This window comes from Micromonospora humida (assembly GCF_016901255.1).
GTDB classification, from domain to species: domain Bacteria; phylum Actinomycetota; class Actinomycetes; order Mycobacteriales; family Micromonosporaceae; genus Micromonospora; species Micromonospora wenchangensis.
The window spans coordinates 297,111-315,678 of the sequence record NZ_JAFEUC010000001.1 but is presented as its reverse complement, the minus strand read 5'-3'; the positions used below and the strand labels follow the sequence as shown (position 1 = coordinate 315,678).

Below are 18,568 nucleotides of genomic sequence, written 5' to 3'. Positions count from 1 at the left end.
CGATGGTGACTGATAGTGTTCTATCGGTCGTTCGGTGGCGGGAGAACGGAGCCGGGGCGCGATGCTGGGGGGCGACGGCGAGATGATGACCGACGACGTCGTCATCACCGGGATCGGCGCCGTCACGCCGCTCGGTCTCGACCGCGACAGCACCTGGCAGGCCCTGCTCGCCGGCAAGTCGGGCGTCGGCCCGGTCACCGCCTTCGACGCCGGCGCGCTGCCCACCCGGATCGCCGCCGAGGTGCGCGGCTTCGAGCCGGCCGAGCACTTCACCGGCAAGCAACTGCGGCGGATGGCCCGGTTCAGCCAGTTCGCGGTGGTCGCCTCGCGCGAGGCGGTCGCCGACGCCGGGCTCACCGTCGACGCCGGCAACGCCGCCCGGGTCGGCGTGGTGGTCAACGCCGCGGTCGCCGGCTTCGACACCGTCGAGGCCACCGTACGCGGGCTGCTCGCCCCCGACCCGACGGCGCCCCTGTCGCACTTCGTGCCGTCGTCGCTGACCAACATGCCGGCGTGCGAGGTGGCCATCGAGGTGGGTGCGCACGGGCCGGTCAACGCCAGCGCGCTGGCCTGCGCCAGTGGCGCGTACGCGCTGCTCGACGCCCGCCGGTTGATCCTGTCCGGGGAGGCCGACGTGGTCATCTGCGGCGGCACCGACGCGGCGATCACCCCGGCCATGTTCGCCGGCCTGGTGAGCATGGGGGCGATGTCCCAGCGCAACGACGACCCGACCGGCGCGAGCCGGCCCTTCGCCGCCGACCGGGACGGCTTCGTCTTCGGCGAGGGGGCGGTGATCCTGGTGCTGGAGTCCGCCGCGCACGCCCGTCGCCGGGGTGCCACCCCGTACGCGACCGTCGCCGGTGGCGCGCTGACCAGCGACGCCTTCCACGTCAGCGCCCCCCGTCCCGGCGGGGTGTTCGCCGCCGAGGCGATCCGGCAGGCGCTCGACCGGTCCGGGGTCCGCCCCGACGCGGTCGACTACATCTGCGCCCACGGCACCTCGACGAAGGCCAACGATCTGACCGAGACGGTCGCCATCCGGGCGGCTCTCGGGGCGGCGGCCGACCGGGTCGTCGTCAGCGCGCCCAAGTCGATGCTCGGGCACCTGATCGGCGCGGCGGGCGCCCTCGGCGCGATGGTGTGCGCCCTGGCGATCCGCGAGGGCGTCGTCCCGCCGACGGTCAACCTGCACCAGCCCGATCCCGACTGCGACCTGGACTACGTGCCCCACCAGGCCCGGGAGACGCCGGTGCGGGTGGCGCTCACCAACGCCTTCGGCTTCGGCGGGCAGAACTGCGTCGTCGTGTTCACCGATACCCCGTCGCGAGGAGAGTCCGGATGACCGCGCAGTTCCCGCTGATCCCCACCGACCACCCCACCCCGCCGCAGACCCGGGAGGAGATCCTCGCCGACCCGGGTTTCGGCCGCTACTTCACCGACCACATGGCCACCGCCGTGTGGTCGGCCGACGCCGGCTGGCACGACCACCGGGTGGGCGCGCTGGAGCCGTTCACCATGCACCCCGGCGCGGCGGTCCTGCACTACGCGCAGGAGATCCTCGAAGGGCTCAAGGCGTTCCGGCACGCCGACGGCAGCATCTGGCTGTTCCGCCCGGAGCTCAACGCGCGCCGGTTCGCCGCGTCGGCCCGCCGGATGGTCCTGCCGGAGCTGGACGAGGAGACCTTCGTCGAGAGCGTGGCCGCGCTGGTCCGCGCCGACGAGGCGTGGGTTCCGCCGTACGGCGGTGAGCAGAGCCTCTACCTGCGCCCGTTCATGTTCGCCTCGGAGGCGTTCCTCGGGGTGCGTCCCGCCCAGCACGTCACCTACTGCGTGCTGGCCTGCCCGGCCGGGTCGTACTTCCCCAACGGGGTCACCGGCGTCACGCTCTGGGTCAGCACCACCTACAGCCGGGCGTCGATCGGTGGCACCGGCGCGGCCAAGTGCGGCGGCAACTACGCGGCCAGCCTCGCCCCGCAGCGGGAGGCCCTCGGCCACGGCTGCGAGCAGGTGCTCTACCTGGGCGGCGAGGGCCGGCGCAGCATCGACGAGTCGGGCACCATGAACGTCTTCTTCGTCACCCGCGACCACCAGCTGCTCACCCCCGGCCTGGGCACCATCCTCGACGGGGTGACCCGCGACAGTGTGTTGACCCTCGCCGCCGAGCACGGGCTGGAGCCGGTGCAGCGCACCATCGACCTGGACGAGATGCGCACCGGGTTCGCCGACGGAACGATGACCGAGGCGTTCGCGGCCGGTACGGCGGCGGTGATCACGCCGATCGTCGGGCTCAAGAGCGACGACTTCGCCCTCACCATCGGTGACGGGGCGCCGGGCAAGTACACCCAGCAGTTCCGGGAGCGGCTGCTCGACATCCAGACCGGCCGGGCTGCCGACCCCCACGGCTGGATGCGCCGGGTGCTGTAGTGCCCACCCCGATCGCGGTCGTCGGGATGGCGGTCCGCGCGCCCGGCGGGGTGTCGAGCCCCGACGCGTACTGGTCGGCGCTCCTCGCCGGCCGGGACCTCACCGGCGAGCTGCCCGACGACCGCCGGGCCGGGTTCGGCACGCAGTGGGACGGCATGGTCACCCGGGGCGGCTACCTCGACGCCGTGTTCGACTTCGACGCGAAGTTCTTCGGTATCTCGCCCCGGGAGGCCCGGGTCCTCGACCCGCAGCACCGGCTGCTGCTGGAGGTGGTGTGGGAGGCGTTCGAGGATGCCGCGATCCCGGTCGCCACCGTGGCCGGCGGCACCGGGGTATTCGTCGGGGTCACCGGCCGGGACTACCGGCAGTGGCTGACCGGGGACCCGAACTCGTACTGGACGATCGGTAACGGGCACAGCTTCACCGCCGGGCGGGTCGCGTACACCCTGGGGTTGCGGGGGCCGGTGTTCGCGCTGGACACGGCCTGCTCGTCGTCGCTGGTGGCGGTGCACACGGCGGCGCGGGCGCTTTCGGCGGGTGACTGTGACGCGGCGGTCGCCGGCGGGGTCAACCTGATCCTCGCCCCGAGCACCACCAGGTCGGTGGCGCAGACCGGTGCGTTGTCGCCGGACGGCCGGTCGCGTCCGTTCGACGCCGACGCCAACGGGTTCGTCAGGGGTGAGGGCTGCGCGATGCTGCTGCTCAAGCGGCTGGCAGACGCGCAGCGCGACGGTGACCGGGTGCTCGCGGTGCTGCGCGGCACCGGGATCAACCACGACGGCCGGACGCCGACGTTCACCACACCGAACGTGTCGGCCCAGGCGGGGCTGATCGACGCGGTGCTGGCCGCCGCCGGGATCACCCCCGGTGAGATCGGCTACCACGAGGCGCACGGCACCGGGACCCCGCTGGGTGACCCGGCCGAGATGTCGGCGGTCGCGGCGGCGTTGGGCCGCGTCGACGGCCCGCCGCTGCACGTGGGTTCGGTGAAGGGCAACATCGGCCACACCGAGTCCGCCGCCGGGGTGCTCGGGCTGGTGAAGGCGGTGCTCTGCCTGCAGCGCCGCACGATCGCCCCGCAGGCCAACTTCCGCACCCTCAACCCGCGCATCGACCTCACCGGCACCGGCATTGAGATCCCGGTCGCCCCGGTCGACTGGGATGACCGGTTCGGGGCCTGCGCGTCGACCAGCTCGTACGGGATGAGCGGCACGAACGCCTTCGCGGTGCTGTCGCCCGCTCCGCCGGTGCCGCCGGCCGTGCCGCCGCCGGTGGACGGGTTCCCGGTGTCGGCGGCCACCGGGCCGGCGCTCGCCGAGTTGGCCCGCCGCTACGCCGACCGGTTGGCCGGTCTGCCGGCGGCGGACTTCCCGGCGTTCGCCGGCACCGCCGCAGGGGGTCGGACCCGGCTGGCGCACGCGGTGTGGGTGCGGGCGTCCGGCCCGACGCAGGCGGCCGAGGCGCTGACCGCGGTGGCCGCCGGCACGGACCACCCGGACGTGCGGGTGCTCGGCGCGGACGATCCGCTGCCGATGCCGAAGGGCCGGGTGGTGGCTCCGCTGCCGACCTACCCGTGGCAGCGGCGCACCCACGTGGTGGACCGCCCGGACTGAGCGGCCCGGCATCCCCGCCGCCGGATGAACCGGCCGGCCGGTGGGTCAGCTACCGGCCCGGACGGCCTGCTCGGCGCGCAGGGCCGCCCGGGTGGCCCGCGACGGCAGCGCGAAGTGCAGGGTGGACGCGGCCACCAGCGTGTCCCGGCGGTCGCTGGCGCGGGCGTCCACCACCGCCGACCGGCTGGCCAGCTTGATCACCTCGGCGGTGACCCGCAGCTCGCCGGGCTCGGCGGGTGCGAGGAAGCTGATGCTGCTGTGTGCCAGCACCATCGCCGGTGTCGGGCCGATCAGCACGGTCACCGCGACGAAGCCGGTCAGGTCCATCGCCCAGAACATGGCCGGCCCGGAGATCGTGCCGTCGAGGCGCAGTTCGAGGCAGTCGGGGCCGGTCACCGAGACGACCCGGTCGTCGTCGACCGACTCCAGGCGCAGGCGCTCGGCGCCGGAGATGACCTCGGCGAGCCAGGCCCGCGCCTCATCGACCGACATCACAGCTCGGCTAGGCATGGACGCCACTATAGGCGAAGACCGGGTAGCGCTCCGTCCCCGAACGGTCACCCCCGCGTAGCGGGTTCACCACCGGGGCGTCCCGCTCCGCCCGGCCCGCCGGACCGTCCATCCGGGACGCGCCCGCCGGGCCGCCCGGGTTCGGACGGCCCGGCGGGCGGCGGTCACTCCAGCACGAACGTGGCCTCGGCGTTGCCGGTGGCGTCGGTGACGGTCCGCAGGTAGAGCAGGCCGTTGCTGTGCCGCAGGTACTGGCCGGGATAGTTGACGGCCTCGAACGACACCCCGGCGGCGTTGGACAGGCCGGGCCGCTGCACGAAGCTGGCGTCGGCGCGGTACGTCGACGACGCGTCGTCCCGCTCGACCCACACCTCCCAGTTGCGGTGCCGCAGGTGGTAACCCGGGAAGTTGGTGGACTCCAGGGAGACCGTGGTGCCGCCGGCCAGGCCGGGCACCAGGCGGAACTGCGAGTCGGCGAGGTTGGTCACGTTCGCCTCCAGCCGGGCCCGGTACTCCCAGTGCCGGACGAACCGGTCGGGCAGGTTGTCCGACCGCAGCCGGACCGGGGTGGCCCCGTCGGGCACCGGGATGCCGAAGTTCGGGGTGCCGTCGGCGTTCCAGTAGACCTTCTGGATACGGGTACGCCGGTTGGGGTCGCGCAGCGGGTCACCGCTGATGTCCCGGTAGTTGCGGTCGTGGTAGACGAGGATGTCGCTCTGCCCGTCCTCGGAGACGGTGAACGAGTTGTGCCCCGGCCCCCACTGGCCGGTCGCGGCGTTGCTGGTGAAGACCGGCTGCGGCGACTTCACCCAGGACGAGGCCCGGAGCAGGTCGCTGCCCGCCGAGGCGGTCAGCATCCCGAGGCAGTAGTTGGCGTCGGTCGCGCTCGCCGAGTAGGTGAGGAAAATCCGGCCGTTGCGTTGCAGCACGGTCGGTCCCTCGTTGACCTTCACCCCGCCGCGCATCTCCCACTCCAGGGTGGGCACGGCGATCCGGGTGGGGGAGCCGCTGAGCGTCCACGGGTTCGCCATCCGGGCGATGTAGAGGTTGGAGTTGGTGGCGATGCCCGGCTCGGCCTGCGCCCAGATCAGGTAGCGCACCCCGTTGGTGACGAACGTCGACGCGTCCAGCGCGAAGGTCTCCCATGGGGTACGGATCTGCCCCTTCTCGGCCCAGCTCGCGGTCAGCGGGTTCGCCCCGGTGCCCTCCAGGACGTACATCCGGATCGCCCAGACGTTGTCGGTGGCACCGGCGGCGAAGTAGACGTACCAGCGGCCGTCGATGAAGTGGATCTCCGGGGCCCAGATGTGCGCGCCCATGATGCCGCTGGTGTGCCGCCGCCAGATGACGGTCTCCGGGGCGGTGGACAGGCCCTGGAGGGTGGTGGCCCGGCGCAGCACGATCCGGTCGTACTCGGGGGCCGTGGCGGTCATGTAGTAGTAGCCGTCGGTGTGCCGCACGATGTGCGGGTCGGCGCGCTGCGCGACCAGCGGGTTGCTGGCCCGCACGGCGGGCGCCGCCCCGGCCGGGACGGCGGCGGTCAGCAGGCCGGCCAGCAGGGCCAGCACGAGCAGCGCCGCCGACCGGGTGCGGCCGGGACGGCGGCCGGACGGCGGGGCGGTGCGGGGTGTGGAGGTGGGCGGGACCGCCGACCGGGGGTCGGGTGAGGCGGACATGCGGTGCTCCTGTCGGGGGTGGGGGATACGCCTCGCCGGCCGACCACGGGGGTGGTCGGCCGGCGAGGAGGGACGGGGTACTACGACTTGGCCAGGTCGAACTTCCGGACGGTCACCGCACCACCGAGGGAGCTGGTGGCGTAGTTGAACATGGCGAACCGGTAGCCCATGAAGAACTGCCAGGCGTTGTTGAGGGTGAACGCGGGGCCGAGCGAGGTGAAGTTCACCCCGTCGGTGCTGTACGAGAAGCGGGCCTGCCGACCGGAGCCGGGACTGATGTCCGCGTTGATCCGCAGCCAGATCTTGCCGCCGGAGATGCCGGCCCCGGCGACCTCGGTGCCGGTGTTGGTGGTGTTCCAGTTGCTGTCCATGGTCAGGTTGTTGACCACGGCGACCCGGGTCGCGCCGTTGTCCCGCCGCACACCGATCCAGGCCGACTGGTCGCGCAGCATCGCCAGGCCGCTGCGGTCACCGTCGCGCATGGTGGAGTAGTCGAGTTCGATGGTGGCGGTGGACCGGGGTCCCTGGATGCGGTGGGTCAGCGTGTTGCGCGCGGAGTAGAGGTCGTTGGTCACGGTCGCGGTCTGCAGCCGCAGCCCGTTGTTGACCGACCACTTCGAGTCGTCCGGGTTGTGGTTCCACTCGTACTGCGGGCCGAGGGTGGTGCCGGCGAACGTGTCGGTCCCGATCATGGGTTTGACCTGGCGTGGTGGCCGGGGCACGTTCGGGTACGGGTACGAGCCACCCCAGGCGTTGTTGACGAGCTGGATCACCGGCCAGCCGCTGGAGTTCCAGGTGACCGGGGCGAGCACCGGCACCCGGCCGCCGGGGTAGGCGTCCTGGAAGCCCATGTAGTACCAGTCGCCGTTCTGCGTCTGCACCAGACCACCCTGGTGCGGCACGCCACCGCCGGAGATCGGTCCGGGCAGGTTCAGCAGCACCTGCTGCATCGTGTACGGCCCGAACGGGCTGGACGCCTTGAGGATGTACTGACCGTTGGCCGGTCGGGTGAGGAAGATGTAGTAGCTGCCGTTGCGCTTGTAGAACCGGGCCCCCTCCAGGGTGCCCACGCTCGACGGGGTGGTGAACACCTGCTGCGAGCGGACCTGGGTCTTCCCGTCGGCGGAGAGCTGGGCGACGCTGATGTTCGTGTTGCCGTACGCGACGTACATCGTGTCGTTGTCGTCGACGAGCAGACCCGCGTCGTAGTAGCAGCTGTTGAGGGTGGTGTGCCGGGTCCACGGCCCCTCGGCCGACGGCGCGGTGTAGATGTAGGTCTTGCTGAAGTCGACGCAACCGCCCCAGTAGAACGTCTTGTTGCTCTTGCGGTAGCCCAGGAACGACGCCCAGATCCCGTCGACGTACGCCCGGCCGCCGGACATGTCGTACTTCTGGCCGAAGTCCAGCTTGGGCACCGAGTGGCCGGCGAACTCCCAGTTGACCAGGTCGTAGGAGCGCAGCACCGGCGCTCCGGGGGAGTAGTGCATGGTCGACGCCGAGTAGTAGTAGGTGTCGTCGACCCGCAGGATGTCGATGTCGGCGAAGTCCTGCCAGATCACCGGGTTGCTGAAGGTGGACGACGGCGGCCACGGGCCCGTCGTGGGCGGTGGGGTGGTCGGTGGCGGCGTGGTCGGTGGGGGTGTGGTCGGCGGCGGCGTGGTGGGCGGGGGCGTGGTCGGCGGTGGGGTGGTCGGCGGCGGTGTGGTGGGCGGCGGGGTGGTCGTGCCGCCGGTGCAGGTGGTGCCGTTGAGGGTGAAGCTCGTCGGCTTCGGGTTGCTGCCGTTCCACGAGCCGTTGAAGCCGAACGACACGGTGGCGCCGGTGCCGATCGTGGCGTTGTAGCTGACGTTGCGGGCGGTGACCTGCGCGCCGGACTGGGTGACGGTGGCGTTCCACGCCTGGGTGACCTGTTGCCCGGCCCCGTAGGACCAGGTCAGGGTCCAGCCGTCGATCGGGTCGCCCAGGTTGGTGATGGCGACGTTCGCGCCGAAGCCGCCGCCCCACTCGGACGAGACGGTGTAGTCGACCGCGCAGCCGGCCGCCGCGGCCTGGGCCGGTAGGGCGACCGCCGTGGCGGCGGCGATCAGGCCGGCGGCAAGGAGCACCCGGCCCGGTCCTGTTCTGGTGAGTCGCATTCGGTACTCCTACTGGGGGTGGTGGGAGTCGGTGGTGGGAAGACGTCCGGCACCGGTGCGCACGCACACCGGTGCCGGACGGGTGGATCAGGCGACCGAGCAGGCGGTGCCGTTGAGGGTGAACGCGGTCGGCTTGGCCGCGTTGCCGGTGTGTTCGGCCTGGAAGCCGACGTCGACCGAGGTGTTCGGCGCGATCGTGCCGTTGTAGGAGACGTTGCGGGCGGTGACCGCCCCGCTGGTCGGCGTGTAGGTGGCGTTCCAGCTACCGGTGATGGTCTGCCCGCCGGGCAGGGTGAACGCCAGCGCCCACCCGTTGACCGCCGTGCTGCTGGTGTTGGTGATGCTGATCGAGGCGGTCAGGCCGGAGTTCCAGGCGTTGACCGTGTACGCGACCCGGCAGCCCGCCGACGGCGGGGGCGTGGTGGGCGGGGGCGTGGTGGGCGGCGGCGTGGTGGGCGGCGGGGTGGTCGGTGGCGGCGTGGTGGGCGGGGCGGTGGTCGGCGGGGTGGTCGGCGTGTTGCCGCCGAGACTGCCGGGCACCGCCCGCAGGGCGTTGTACCAGGTGGTGGCCATCTTGCGGTAGCCGGTGGCGTTCGGGTGGATGCCGTCGGCCAGGTCGCCCGTGCCCACCGCGCTGAACATGTCCACCAGATGCACCCGCTTGCCGGCGTTGACCTTGCTCTGCACGATCCCGGGGATCGCCGCGTTGAACGTGCGGACCGCCGACTCGGTGCCGTTGCGCGGGATGATCGTGGCGACGAAGACGTCCGCGTTCGGCGCGGTGTTGGTGATCTTGTCGATCAGGGTGGAGAGCCGGGTCGGCGCGCCGGAGGCGTTGTACATGTCGTTCGTGCCGATGTGCAGCAGCACCGTGCGCGGGGTGGTGTTGCGCAGCCAGTTCACCACGTTGGCGTCGATCTGGGCGATGGTCCAGCCGGAGTGGCCCTCGTGGTCGTGGTCGCCGAGGTTGGACGGACCGTTGAACATCGAGCCGACGAAGTCGACCCGGTAGCCGTCGGCGACCATCCGCTGCCACAGCTCGATGCGGTAGCCACCGGGGACGTTGAAGCCGTCGGTGATCGAGTCGCCGAGGGGCATCACCCGTACCCCGCCGTTGGACTCGGCGTTGGCGGGTGCGGTCACCACCGACCCGGTGGCGACGGCGGCCACCAGGGCGGCGGTGGCCAGGCCCAGCAGGCGCAGGCCGCGCCGCATGGTGGGCAGCCGTCGGCCGGCGGGTGCGGTACGGGCGGGATGGGGGTGGTCGGACGGGGGTGGCCCGGCGTTCGGGCAGCTCGTGCCGCTCATGGAAACTCCCTGGGGTGGCGTGCGGAGCGCGGTGCGGACGTGCAGCGCGGCGACCGTTGCGGGATGTCGCCGTCTCGTCCGGCTCGGGGACAAGGGGGTGTGCCGGCACGGGCCCGGACGTCGCCCGCGCGCACGGACCGACCGGCCGGATACCCGGCGGATTGCCCTGGAGCTGACGGGCGGAGGTGCGCCACGCGCGTCGACCGGGAACCCGGACCGCGTCACCGGCGGTGGACGCCGTGTGTGCCGGTGGCCACCGACCCCCGCAGGTGGACGAACCCCGGCGGGTGGACGAACCGGTGACCACGGCCGGAGCGTGCCCTGCGCTCCCGCCGCGATGCACCATATCGTGTTATCGCTAACATCGGCAACAGATCGGTGCGCGACGATGCCCGGGTGAACTACCGGCCGGTTCCCCGACGACGCCGGGTGGCGCGGACCGCCCCTGCGCGGGGCGGCGTCCCGTCCGCCGGTCGGGCCGGTGTCCCCACCCGCGCGGCACCGGTCACCGCCCCACGGTCACCGCGTCGGATCGCCGGTGGCCGGGCGCAGCAGCGGGTCGAGCCAGCGCAGTTGCCGCTCGACCTGCCACGCCTCGCCGCCCTCGTGGCCGTTGAACGGGTAGGTGTGCAGCTCCCGTGGCGGTGTCCCCTCCCGGCCGTTGGCCGCGCCGTACTGGTTGTAGGCGGCGAAGCCGGTGCTCGGCGGGCAGACGTTGTCGCGCAGGCCGATGCCGAAGTGCGCGGGCGCGGTGGCCCGCCGGGCGAAGGTCACCCCGTCGACATAGGACAGCGTGTGCCGGACGGCCTCCTCGACCTGCCGGTGCACCGCCAGGTACCTGGCGATCTCGCCGTACGGGGCGGCGTCGGTCAGCTCGATCCCGCGTTGCACGTCGCACAGGAACGGCGCGGTGCTCAGCAGCGCCGCGAGGTCGTCGCGCAGGCCGGCGACGGCCAGGGCGAGCCCGCCGCCCTGGCTGTTGCCGACGGCGGCCACCCGGGCCGGGTCCACCCCGGGCAGCGCGCGGACGGCGTCGACCGCGCGGACCGCGTCGGTGATCAGCCGGCGGTAGTGGTAGTCGTGCGGGGTGAGGATGCCCCAGGTGGCGGGCCACGGGCCGCCGGGCGCGCCGTGCGGGTCGGGGGTGTCGCCCGCGCCGTGCAGCCCGGACTGGCCCCGGTTGTCCATCAGCAGGTGTGCGTACCCGGCCACCGGCCAGGTCAGCCGCTCGTGCGGCAGGCCCCGGCCGCGCCCGTAGCCGGCGTACTCGACCACGGCGGGCAGTGCGGTCCCGACCCCGGCCGGGCGGGTGTACCAGGCCCGCACCGGGTCACCGGCGAACCCGGCGAAGGTGACGTCCCAGGTGTCGACCAGCCGCAGGTCGGTCCGGTGCGGGCGGACGTCGACCAGCACCGGCCGCTCACGTGCCGCGACGAGCGTGTCCCGCCAGAACTGGTCGAAGTCGGCCGGTTCGACGACGGTCGGCGTGTACCGCCGCAGGTCCTCGCTGGATGTCATGGGTTCCTCGGGTGCTCAGGGACGGGTGGTGGCGGGTGGGGCGGTGCTCTCCCGGACGACCAGCTCGGTCACCAGGTCGATCCGACTGGTCGCCACCGTCGCGCCCCGGGCCAGCTCCAGCAGCATCTGGGTGGCGGTGCCGGCCATGTCCCGCAGGGGCTGGTGCACGGTGGTCAGCGGCGGGTCGGTCCAGCCGGCGACCGGCAGGTCGTCGTACCCGATCACCGAGAGGTCGTCGGGGACCCGCAGGCCGAGCCGGCGGGCGGCCCGGAGCACGCCGATGGCCTGCAGGTCCGAGCCGGCGAAGATCGCGGTCGGCCGGTCGGGCCCGGCGAGCAGTTCCAGGCCGTGGGCGTGCCCGCCGTCGACGTAGAAGCTGCCGTAGCGCACCAGGTCGGCGTCCAGGGGGAGGCCGATCTCGTCGTGGGCGGAGCGGAAGCCGGCGGCGCGGGCCTGGCTGCACAGCACGTCGCGGGGCCCGGAGATGACGGCGATCCGGCGGTGCCCCAGCTCCAGCAGGTGCCGGGTGGCCAGCAGGCCGCCGTTCCAGTTGTTGGAGCCGACCGTCGGCACCGACGCCGAGGTGGCGCTGTCGGTGTCGACGACCACGAACGGGATGCGGTGTTCGGCCAGCATGAGCTGCTGCGGCGGGGTCGGGTGGCAGAGCACGAAGAGCAGGCCCAGTGGACGCCGGGCGACCAGGGCGTCCAGCCGGCGGGGCGCGGGCCGGTGCTCCCCGTCGAGCTGGGAGATGGCGATGCCCAGCCCGGCGGCGGAGGCCACCGCCTCGACCCCGCTCATGATCTCCATCGCCCAGCCGGAGTTGAACTCGTGGAAGACCAGGTCGATCTGGTCGATCCCGGGCGACTGCCGGCGGATGCGGCGGCGGTACCGGTGGCGCTCCAGGCTCTCCTCGACCCGCGCCCGGGTCTCGGCGGCGACGTCCGCCCGTCCGTTGAGCACCTTCGAGACGGTCGCCACCGAAACGCCGACCTCCTCGGCGATGGTGGCGATCGTGGCCGAGGCCTGTGGGATGAGCGGGCGGGACGCGGTCATCGAAGCCTCACCAGGCACGTCCGAAAGTTTCGGAGAACTCTAGCACGTTCGGTTCGAAACCGGGATTCGACAGTGCGGGCAGATTTTGACGGGGGTGAATGTACCTTCCGGGAAATACGCGGCCACATATCCCAATTGAGGCCCTTGACATGCGCCGGCAATGCCTCCTAAGTTGCCCGAAAAAGGTGACGCGCTGTTTACGAAATTTTCGAACCCCCCGCCGCCGCGTCGTGCCCGTCCGACGGGCGCCGACGGGGGAGCGTCGAAGGTGAGAGGTGTGGCATGAGAAGTCAGGTGCCCGTCGACGACGGCCCGGCACCCCGCGGAACCCAACCGTGGCGGGACCCCCGACGCTCACCCGCGCAACGGGCCGACGCACTGGTGCCGCTCATGTCGCTGGAGGAGAAGATCGCCCAACTCGTCGGCGTCTGGGTCGGCGCGGAAGCCTCCGGCGAGGGGGTCGCCCCGCACCAGGCCGACATGATCGACGGTGCGCCACCGTGGAGCACCATCATCCGGCACGGGCTCGGCCAGCTGACCCGCCCGTTCGGCACCGCACCCGTCGACCCCGTGGTCGGGGCCCGCTCGCTGGCCGCCTCCCAGGCTCAGATCGCCGCCGCGAGCCGGTTCGGCATCCCCGCCCAGGTGCACGAGGAGTGCCTCACCGGCTTCGCCGCCTGGCGGGCCACGGTCTACCCGACCCCGCTGGGCTGGGGCGCCTCCTTCGACCCGGAGCTGGTCGAGGAGATGGCCGGCCGGATCGGCCGCTCGATGCGGGCCGCCGGGGTCCACCAGGGACTCGCCCCGGTGCTCGACGTCACCCGCGACTACCGCTGGGGGCGTACCGAGGAGACCATCGGGGAGGACCCGTACCTGGTCGGGACCACCGGGGCGGCGTACGTGCGGGGCCTGGAACGCGCCGGCATCGTCGCCACCCTCAAACACTTCGCCGGCTACTCCGCCTCCCGGGGCGGACGCAATCTCGCCCCGGTGTCGATGGGCCCCCGGGAACTGGCCGACGTCATCCTGCCGCCGTTCGAGATGGCCCTGCGCCTCGGCGGGGCCCGTTCGGTGATGAACTCGTACGCCGAGATCGACGGCCTGCCCGCCGCAGCCGACGAGGGACTGCTGACCGGGCTGCTGCGCGACGAGTGGGGCTTCACCGGCACCGTCGTCGCCGACTACTTCGCGGTGCGTTTCCTGCAGACCCTGCACGGGGTGGCCGGTGACGCCGCCGACGCCGCCCGGCTCGCCCTGCGCGCCGGCATCGACGTGGAGCTGCCCACCGTGGACGCGTTCGGCGAACCGCTGGTGGCGGCCGTGCGGGCCGGCACGGTCGACGAGGCGCTGATCGACCGGGCGCTGCGCCGGGTGCTGATCCAGAAGATCGAACTCGGGCTGCTCGACGAGGACTGGCAGGAACTGCCCGAGGACGCGGCGAACCTGCGGCTCGACGACGAGACCAGCCGGGACGTCGCGCTGCGGCTGGCCCGCGAGTCGGTGGTGCTGCTGCGCAACGACGGTGTGCTGCCGCTGGCCCCCGGACGGCGGGTGGCCCTGGTCGGCCCCGTCGCCGACGACCCGATGGCCCTGCTCGGCTGCTACTCCTTCCCCAACCACGTCGGGGTCCGCCACCCCGAGCACGGGCTGGGTCTGGAGATCCCCTCGCTGCGCGACGAACTCACCCGGTTGGTTCCCGGCCTCGTGCACGAGCCGGGCTGTGCGATCACCGGCGACGACACCTCGGGCATCTCGGCGGCGGTCACCGCCGCGGCGCAGGCCGACGTCTGCGTGCTCGCCGTCGGTGACCGCGCCGGCATGTTCGGCCGGGGCACCTCCGGCGAGGGCTGCGACGCGCCCGACCTGCGACTGCCCGGCGTCCAGGCCGACCTGGTCCGGGCCGTGCTCGACACCGGCACCCCGGTGGTGCTGGTGCTGATGACCGGCCGGCCCTACGCCCTCGGCCCCGACCACGAGGGTGCCGCGGCCGTCGTGCAGGCGTTCTTCCTCGGCCAGCGCGGCGGGCAGGCGCTCGCCGAGGTGCTCACCGGCGCGGTGAACCCGTCCGGGCGGCTGCCGGTCAGCGTCCCGCGCGACGCCGGGGGCCTGCCCGGCACCTACCTGACCCCGCCGCTGGGCCGCCGCTCCGAGGTGTCCTCGATCGACCCCACCCCGGCGTACCCGTTCGGCCACGGACTGGGCTACACCACCTTCGCGTGGACCGACCCGGTGGTGTCGGGCGCCGGGGAGACCGGCGGGCCGCCGGTCTGGCCGGTCGACGGCGAGACGACGGTACGGATCACCGTGCGCAACACCGGCGACCGCCCCGGCACCGAAGTGGTCCAGCTCTACCTGCACGACCCGGTCGCCCAGACCACCCGACCCGTGGTCCGGCTGGTCGGCTACGCCCGGGTGCCGCTGGACCCCGGCACGGCAGCGCAGGTCAGCTTCACCGTGCCCGCCGACGTCGCCTCGTTCACCGGGCGCGACGGCCGGCGCATCGTCGAACCCGGCGACGTCGAACTGCGCTTCGGCCGCTCCAGCGGCGACACCTCGGCGACCCTGCCGCTGCGCCTGACCGGTGCGCAACGGCAGGTTGGCGCGCGACGACACCTGCTTACGGCGGTACGCGTCGAGTCCGCCGGCACCGACCCGCAGGCCGGATAGGAGGCCGAGGATGACATCCCAGACGCTACGGCCGCCGCCACCGCCACCGGCCGCGGCGACGCCCGCCCCGGCCCGGCGTCGCCGCAACCCCTGGCGGCGGGCCCTGCGCCGGGACTGGCAGCTCTACTCGCTGGCCGTCCTGCCGCTGCTGTTCTTCCTGGTCTTCCGCTATCTGCCGATGATCGGCAACGTGATCGCGTTCCGCCGGTTCAGTCCCGGCGGCAGCGTCTTCGGCGAGTACTGGGTGGGCCTGCGGTACTTCCGGCTGTTCCTGGCCGACCCGACCTTCTGGCAGGTTTTCACCAACACCCTGGTGCTGGGCACGCTGACCCTGCTGTTCTGCTTCCCGTTGCCGATCGTGCTGGCGCTGCTGCTCAACGAGGTCCGGGCCCGCAGGCTCAAGCGGTTCGTCCAGTCGGTGTCCTACCTGCCGCACTTCCTGTCCATCGTGATCGTCGCGGCGATGGTGATGCAGCTGCTGTCGATGGACGGCTCGGTCAACCAGCTGGTCCGGGGGCTCGGCGGGGAGGGCGTGCCGTTCCTGCAGCAGCCGGGATGGTTCCGGGCCGTCTACGTCTCCTCGGAGGTCTGGCAGACCGTCGGCTGGGGGACGATCCTCTATCTGGCGGCGCTCACCACCATCGACGAGAACCTGTACGAGGCGGCCCGGATCGACGGGGCCAACCGCTGGCGGCAGACCTGGCACGTCACGCTGCCCGGGATCCGGCCGACGATGGTGACGCTGCTGATCCTCAACATCGGCACCTTCATGGCCGTCGGGTTCGAGAAGATCCTGCTGCTGTACAACCCGCTGACCTACCCGACCGCCGACGTGATCTCCACGTACCTGTTCCGGCTGGGCTTCGAGTCCAGCAACTTTAGCTACGCCGCCGCGATTGGCCTGTTCGAGGCGGTGATCGGGTTGATCCTGGTGCTGAGCGCCAACACCATCTCCCGCCGCACGGTGGGGACGAGCCTGTGGTGACCGTGGCACCCGGCACGGCCGGCCCGAAGACCCCGGCGGCCCGCCCCGCGTCCCGCCGCCGCCGGGGCATCCGCCCGACCCGGGGCTACCGGGTCTTCCAGGCGGTCAACGCCGTGGTGCTGACCCTCGTGGTGGTGGTGACGCTCTACCCGTTCGTCAACATCGTGGCCCGGTCGCTCAGCGACGAGGCGCCGATCATCGCCGGCAAGGTCAACCTCGTCCCGCAGGGCTTCAACCTCACCGCCTACCGGCTGGTGATGTCCGACCCGATGTTCTGGACGAACTACCGCAACACCGTGGTCTACACCGTCGTCGCCACCGCGATCTCGATCGTGCTGACCACCTGCTACGCGTACGTGTTGTCCAAGCACCAGCTCAAGGGGCGGGGGGTGCTCGTCGGGGTCGCCGTGTTCACCATGTTCTTCTCCGGCGGGCTGATCCCCAACTACGTGCTCATCACCAGCCTGGGCATGAAGAACAGCATCTGGGCGGTGGTCCTGCCCAACGCGATCAACGTGTTCAACCTGCTGGTGATGAAGGCGTTCTTCGAGAGCCTGCCGGTGGAGTTGGAGGAGGCCGCCGCCGTCGACGGGCTGAGCACGTACGGCACCCTGCTGCGGATCGTGCTGCCGCTGTCCAAGGCGATCATCGCCACGATGGTGCTGTTCTACGCGGTGTCCTTCTGGAACTCCTGGTTCACCGCCTTCCTCTACCTGGACCAGCAGGACCTGCTCCCGGTCACGGTCTACCTGCGTAACCTCATCGCCGGGGCGACCGGGGCGCAGTCCGCCGGTGGCGTCGCCGAGTCCGACGCGGTGCAGGCGGCGGCCACCATCCAGGCCGTGACCATCGTGCTCACCACCCTGCCGATCCTCGCGGTCTACCCCTTCATCCAGCGGTTCTTCGTGTCCGGCGTGATGCTCGGCGCGGTCAAGGGGTAGCCCGGCCGACCGCTGCACCCACTGCACCCCACACCCCACCTGATCGAAAGGACGAGCCATGTTCCACAGGACGTGGCGCCGCGTGGCGATAGCCGCTGCCGGGCTGCTCACCCTCACCCTCGTCGGGGCCTGCTCCGACGACGCCCCGGATGCCAAGGACCTCGACGGCAACCGGGCCGGCGCGATGGCCGACTACGGGATCGACAAGCAGTTCAAGGCCACCGAGCCGCTGTCCTTCCCCATCCTCTACAACAACCACCCCAACTACCCGCTCAAGGACGACTGGCTGTTCTGGTCGGAGCTGACCAAGCGGACCAACGTCAAGCTCGCCCCGGTGGCCGTGCCGCTGAGCGACTACGAGCAGAAGCGCAGCCTGCTCATCGGCGCCGGCGACGCCCCACTGATCATCCCGAAGACCTACCACCCGTCGGAGAACGCCTTCGTCTCCTCGGGCGCGATCCTGCCGGTGAGCGACTACCTGGACCTGATGCCCAACCTCAAGGACAAGATCGCCAAGTGGAACCTCCAACCGGAGTTCGACACGCTGCGACAGTCCGACGGCAAGTTCTACCTGCTCCCCGGCCTGCACGAGAAGCCGTGGGCGGAGTACTCGATCGCGGTGCGCACCGACATCCTCCAGCAGCTCAACCTTCCGATCCCCAAGACCTGGGACGAGCTGTACACCGTGCTCAAGGCGATGAAGGCGCGCTACCCCGACTCGTACCCGTACTCGGACCGGTGGAGCAAGCCGAACCCGGGCGGGGAGCTGCTGAGCATCGTCGGCGCCGCGCACGGCCTGCGGACCGGCTGGAGCTGGAACCCCGCCACCTGGGACCCGGCGGCGAAGAAGTTCGTCTACACCGGCGCCACCGAGCAGTACAAGCAGGTCATCGTGTACCTCAACAAGCTGGTGGCGGAGAAGCTGCTCGACCCGGAGAGCTTCACCCAGACCGATGAGCAGGCCCGGCAGAAGCTCGCCAACGGCAAGTCCTTCGTCATCGGCAGCAACGCCCAGACCCTGGTCAACGACTACCGCCCCGACCTGGCCAAGACCCTACCGAACGCCAAGCTGACGAAGATCCCGATGCTGGTCGGCCCGGCCGGCGAGATCAACCCGGCCAGCCGGCTGGAGAACGGCGTCATGATCTCCAAGAAGGCCCGGGACAGCAAGAACTTCGTGGCGATGATGCAGTTCATCGACTGGCTGTACTACTCCGACGCCGGCCAGGAGTTCGCCAAGTGGGGCGTCGAGGGCACCACCTACAGCAAGGACGCCGCCGGCAAGTACACCCTGAACCCCGACGTCGACATGATCGGGCTCAACCCCAAGGGCAGCAAGCACCTGCAGAAGGACTTCGGCTTCGGCAACGGGGTGTTCGCCTACGGCGGCAAGCTCGACCTGGTGCAGTCGTTCTTCTCCCCGGAGGAGATGGAGTTCCAGAAGGTGATGAACGCCCGCACGCCGCTGCCGGTGGACCCGCCGGCCCCGCTCACCGACGAGGAGCGGGAGCAGGCGTCGCTGTGGGAGACGCCGCTGAAGGACCACGTCGTGCAGAACACGCTGAAGTTCATCCTCGGCCAGCGGCCCCTCACCGAGTGGGACGCCTACGTCGGCGAACTGAAGGCCAAGAACGCCGACCAGTACATCGGCCTGGTCAACAAGGCGCACGAGCGGTTCGAGAAGGACAACGGCTGACCGACCCGGCCCGGCCGGAACCCGAGACGGGTTCCGGCC

General features: G+C 71.8%; 13 protein-coding genes. 7 read left to right on the top strand and 6 right to left on the bottom strand.

Translation table 11 applies throughout. The annotated features are described in order from the left end of the window. Window positions 1-34 precede the first annotated feature (34 nt). Genes fabF through JQX11_RS01430 form a run of 3 tightly spaced genes read left to right on the top strand, consistent with a single transcriptional unit; the run spans window position 35 to window position 4,037 of the window. On the top strand, window positions 35-1,342 hold the full coding sequence (gene fabF / locus JQX11_RS01440; RefSeq protein WP_307826011.1) for a beta-ketoacyl-ACP synthase II: 1,308 nt from the start codon (window positions 35-37) through the stop codon (window positions 1,340-1,342). Next, entirely contained in the window at window positions 1,339-2,424 is a 1,086-nt protein-coding gene (locus JQX11_RS01435; RefSeq protein ID WP_204923091.1) for a branched-chain amino acid aminotransferase, read from the top strand. Before fabF ends, JQX11_RS01435 begins: the two co-directional genes overlap by 4 nt. Next, on the top strand, window positions 2,424-4,037 hold the full coding sequence (locus tag JQX11_RS01430; protein WP_307826010.1) for a beta-ketoacyl synthase N-terminal-like domain-containing protein: 1,614 nt from the start codon (window positions 2,424-2,426) through the stop codon (window positions 4,035-4,037). The genes JQX11_RS01435 and JQX11_RS01430 overlap by 1 nt, the downstream gene beginning before the upstream one ends. Window positions 4,038-4,082: 45 nt before the next feature. Here the strand turns inward: JQX11_RS01430 and JQX11_RS01425 are convergent, their stop codons facing one another. The 6 genes from JQX11_RS01425 to JQX11_RS01400 form a co-directional block, all read right to left on the bottom strand. Beyond that, a complete protein-coding gene (locus tag JQX11_RS01425; RefSeq protein ID WP_204923090.1) occupies window positions 4,083-4,547 on the bottom strand; it encodes a PaaI family thioesterase in 465 nt (154 codons plus the stop codon). Window positions 4,548-4,711: 164 nt separating this feature from the next. Beyond that, the gene (locus tag JQX11_RS01420) at window positions 4,712-6,223 is read right to left on the bottom strand and encodes a family 43 glycosylhydrolase (protein ID WP_204923089.1); all 1,512 of its coding nucleotides are present in this window, start codon (window positions 6,221-6,223) and stop codon (window positions 4,712-4,714) included. An 80-nt stretch (window positions 6,224-6,303) separates the two neighbouring features. Beyond that, window positions 6,304-8,358: a family 43 glycosylhydrolase gene (locus JQX11_RS01415; protein ID WP_204923088.1), complete on the bottom strand. Its 2,055-nt coding sequence runs from the start codon at window positions 8,356-8,358 to the stop codon at window positions 6,304-6,306. 87 nt (window positions 8,359-8,445) lie between these two features. Then, on the bottom strand, window positions 8,446-9,573 hold the full coding sequence (locus JQX11_RS01410) for a cellulose binding domain-containing protein (protein ID WP_204923570.1): 1,128 nt from the start codon (window positions 9,571-9,573) through the stop codon (window positions 8,446-8,448). Between the two features lie 612 nt (window positions 9,574-10,185). Then, window positions 10,186-11,184, bottom strand: a complete 999-nt coding sequence (locus JQX11_RS01405; protein ID WP_204923087.1) for an acetylxylan esterase — start codon at window positions 11,182-11,184, stop codon at window positions 10,186-10,188. Between the two features lie 15 nt (window positions 11,185-11,199). Next, entirely contained in the window at window positions 11,200-12,240 is a 1,041-nt protein-coding gene (locus JQX11_RS01400; RefSeq protein WP_204923086.1) for a LacI family DNA-binding transcriptional regulator, read from the bottom strand. A gap of 282 nt (window positions 12,241-12,522) precedes the next feature. Here JQX11_RS01400 and JQX11_RS01395 point away from each other — a divergent pair, with 282 nt between their 5' ends. The 4 genes from JQX11_RS01395 (at window position 12,523) to JQX11_RS01380 (ending at window position 18,529) form a co-directional block, all read left to right on the top strand. After that, a complete protein-coding gene (locus JQX11_RS01395) occupies window positions 12,523-14,907 on the top strand; it encodes a beta-xylosidase/alpha-l-arabinosidase (protein WP_204923085.1) in 2,385 nt (794 codons plus the stop codon). Window positions 14,908-14,917: 10 nt separating this feature from the next. Continuing rightward, entirely contained in the window at window positions 14,918-15,892 is a 975-nt protein-coding gene (locus JQX11_RS01390) for an ABC transporter permease (RefSeq protein WP_232376995.1), read from the top strand. Continuing rightward, window positions 15,889-16,833: a carbohydrate ABC transporter permease gene (locus tag JQX11_RS32010; RefSeq protein ID WP_281253459.1), complete on the top strand. Its 945-nt coding sequence runs from the start codon at window positions 15,889-15,891 to the stop codon at window positions 16,831-16,833. The genes JQX11_RS01390 and JQX11_RS32010 overlap by 4 nt, the downstream gene beginning before the upstream one ends. A gap of 82 nt (window positions 16,834-16,915) precedes the next feature. Continuing rightward, on the top strand, window positions 16,916-18,529 hold the full coding sequence (locus JQX11_RS01380) for an ABC transporter substrate-binding protein (protein ID WP_307826008.1): 1,614 nt from the start codon (window positions 16,916-16,918) through the stop codon (window positions 18,527-18,529). Window positions 18,530-18,568: the final 39 nt, after the last annotated feature.

Coding starts and splice junctions, on each gene's coding strand:
- JQX11_RS01420 (WP_204923089.1), bottom strand. CDS start 6,223: ATGTCCGCCTCACCCGACCCCCGGTCGGCGGTCCCGCCCACCTCCACA.
- JQX11_RS01425 (WP_204923090.1), bottom strand. CDS start 4,547: ATGCCTAGCCGAGCTGTGATGTCGGTCGATGAGGCGCGGGCCTGGCTC.
- JQX11_RS01415 (WP_204923088.1), bottom strand. CDS start 8,358: ATGCGACTCACCAGAACAGGACCGGGCCGGGTGCTCCTTGCCGCCGGC.
- JQX11_RS01410 (WP_204923570.1), bottom strand. CDS start 9,573: ATGCGGCGCGGCCTGCGCCTGCTGGGCCTGGCCACCGCCGCCCTGGTG.
- JQX11_RS01400 (WP_204923086.1), bottom strand. CDS start 12,240: ATGACCGCGTCCCGCCCGCTCATCCCACAGGCCTCGGCCACGATCGCC.
- JQX11_RS01395 (WP_204923085.1), top strand. CDS start 12,523: ATGAGAAGTCAGGTGCCCGTCGACGACGGCCCGGCACCCCGCGGAACC.
- JQX11_RS01390 (WP_232376995.1), top strand. CDS start 14,918: ATGACATCCCAGACGCTACGGCCGCCGCCACCGCCACCGGCCGCGGCG.
- JQX11_RS01435 (WP_204923091.1), top strand. CDS start 1,339: ATGACCGCGCAGTTCCCGCTGATCCCCACCGACCACCCCACCCCGCCG.
- JQX11_RS01405 (WP_204923087.1), bottom strand. CDS start 11,184: ATGACATCCAGCGAGGACCTGCGGCGGTACACGCCGACCGTCGTCGAA.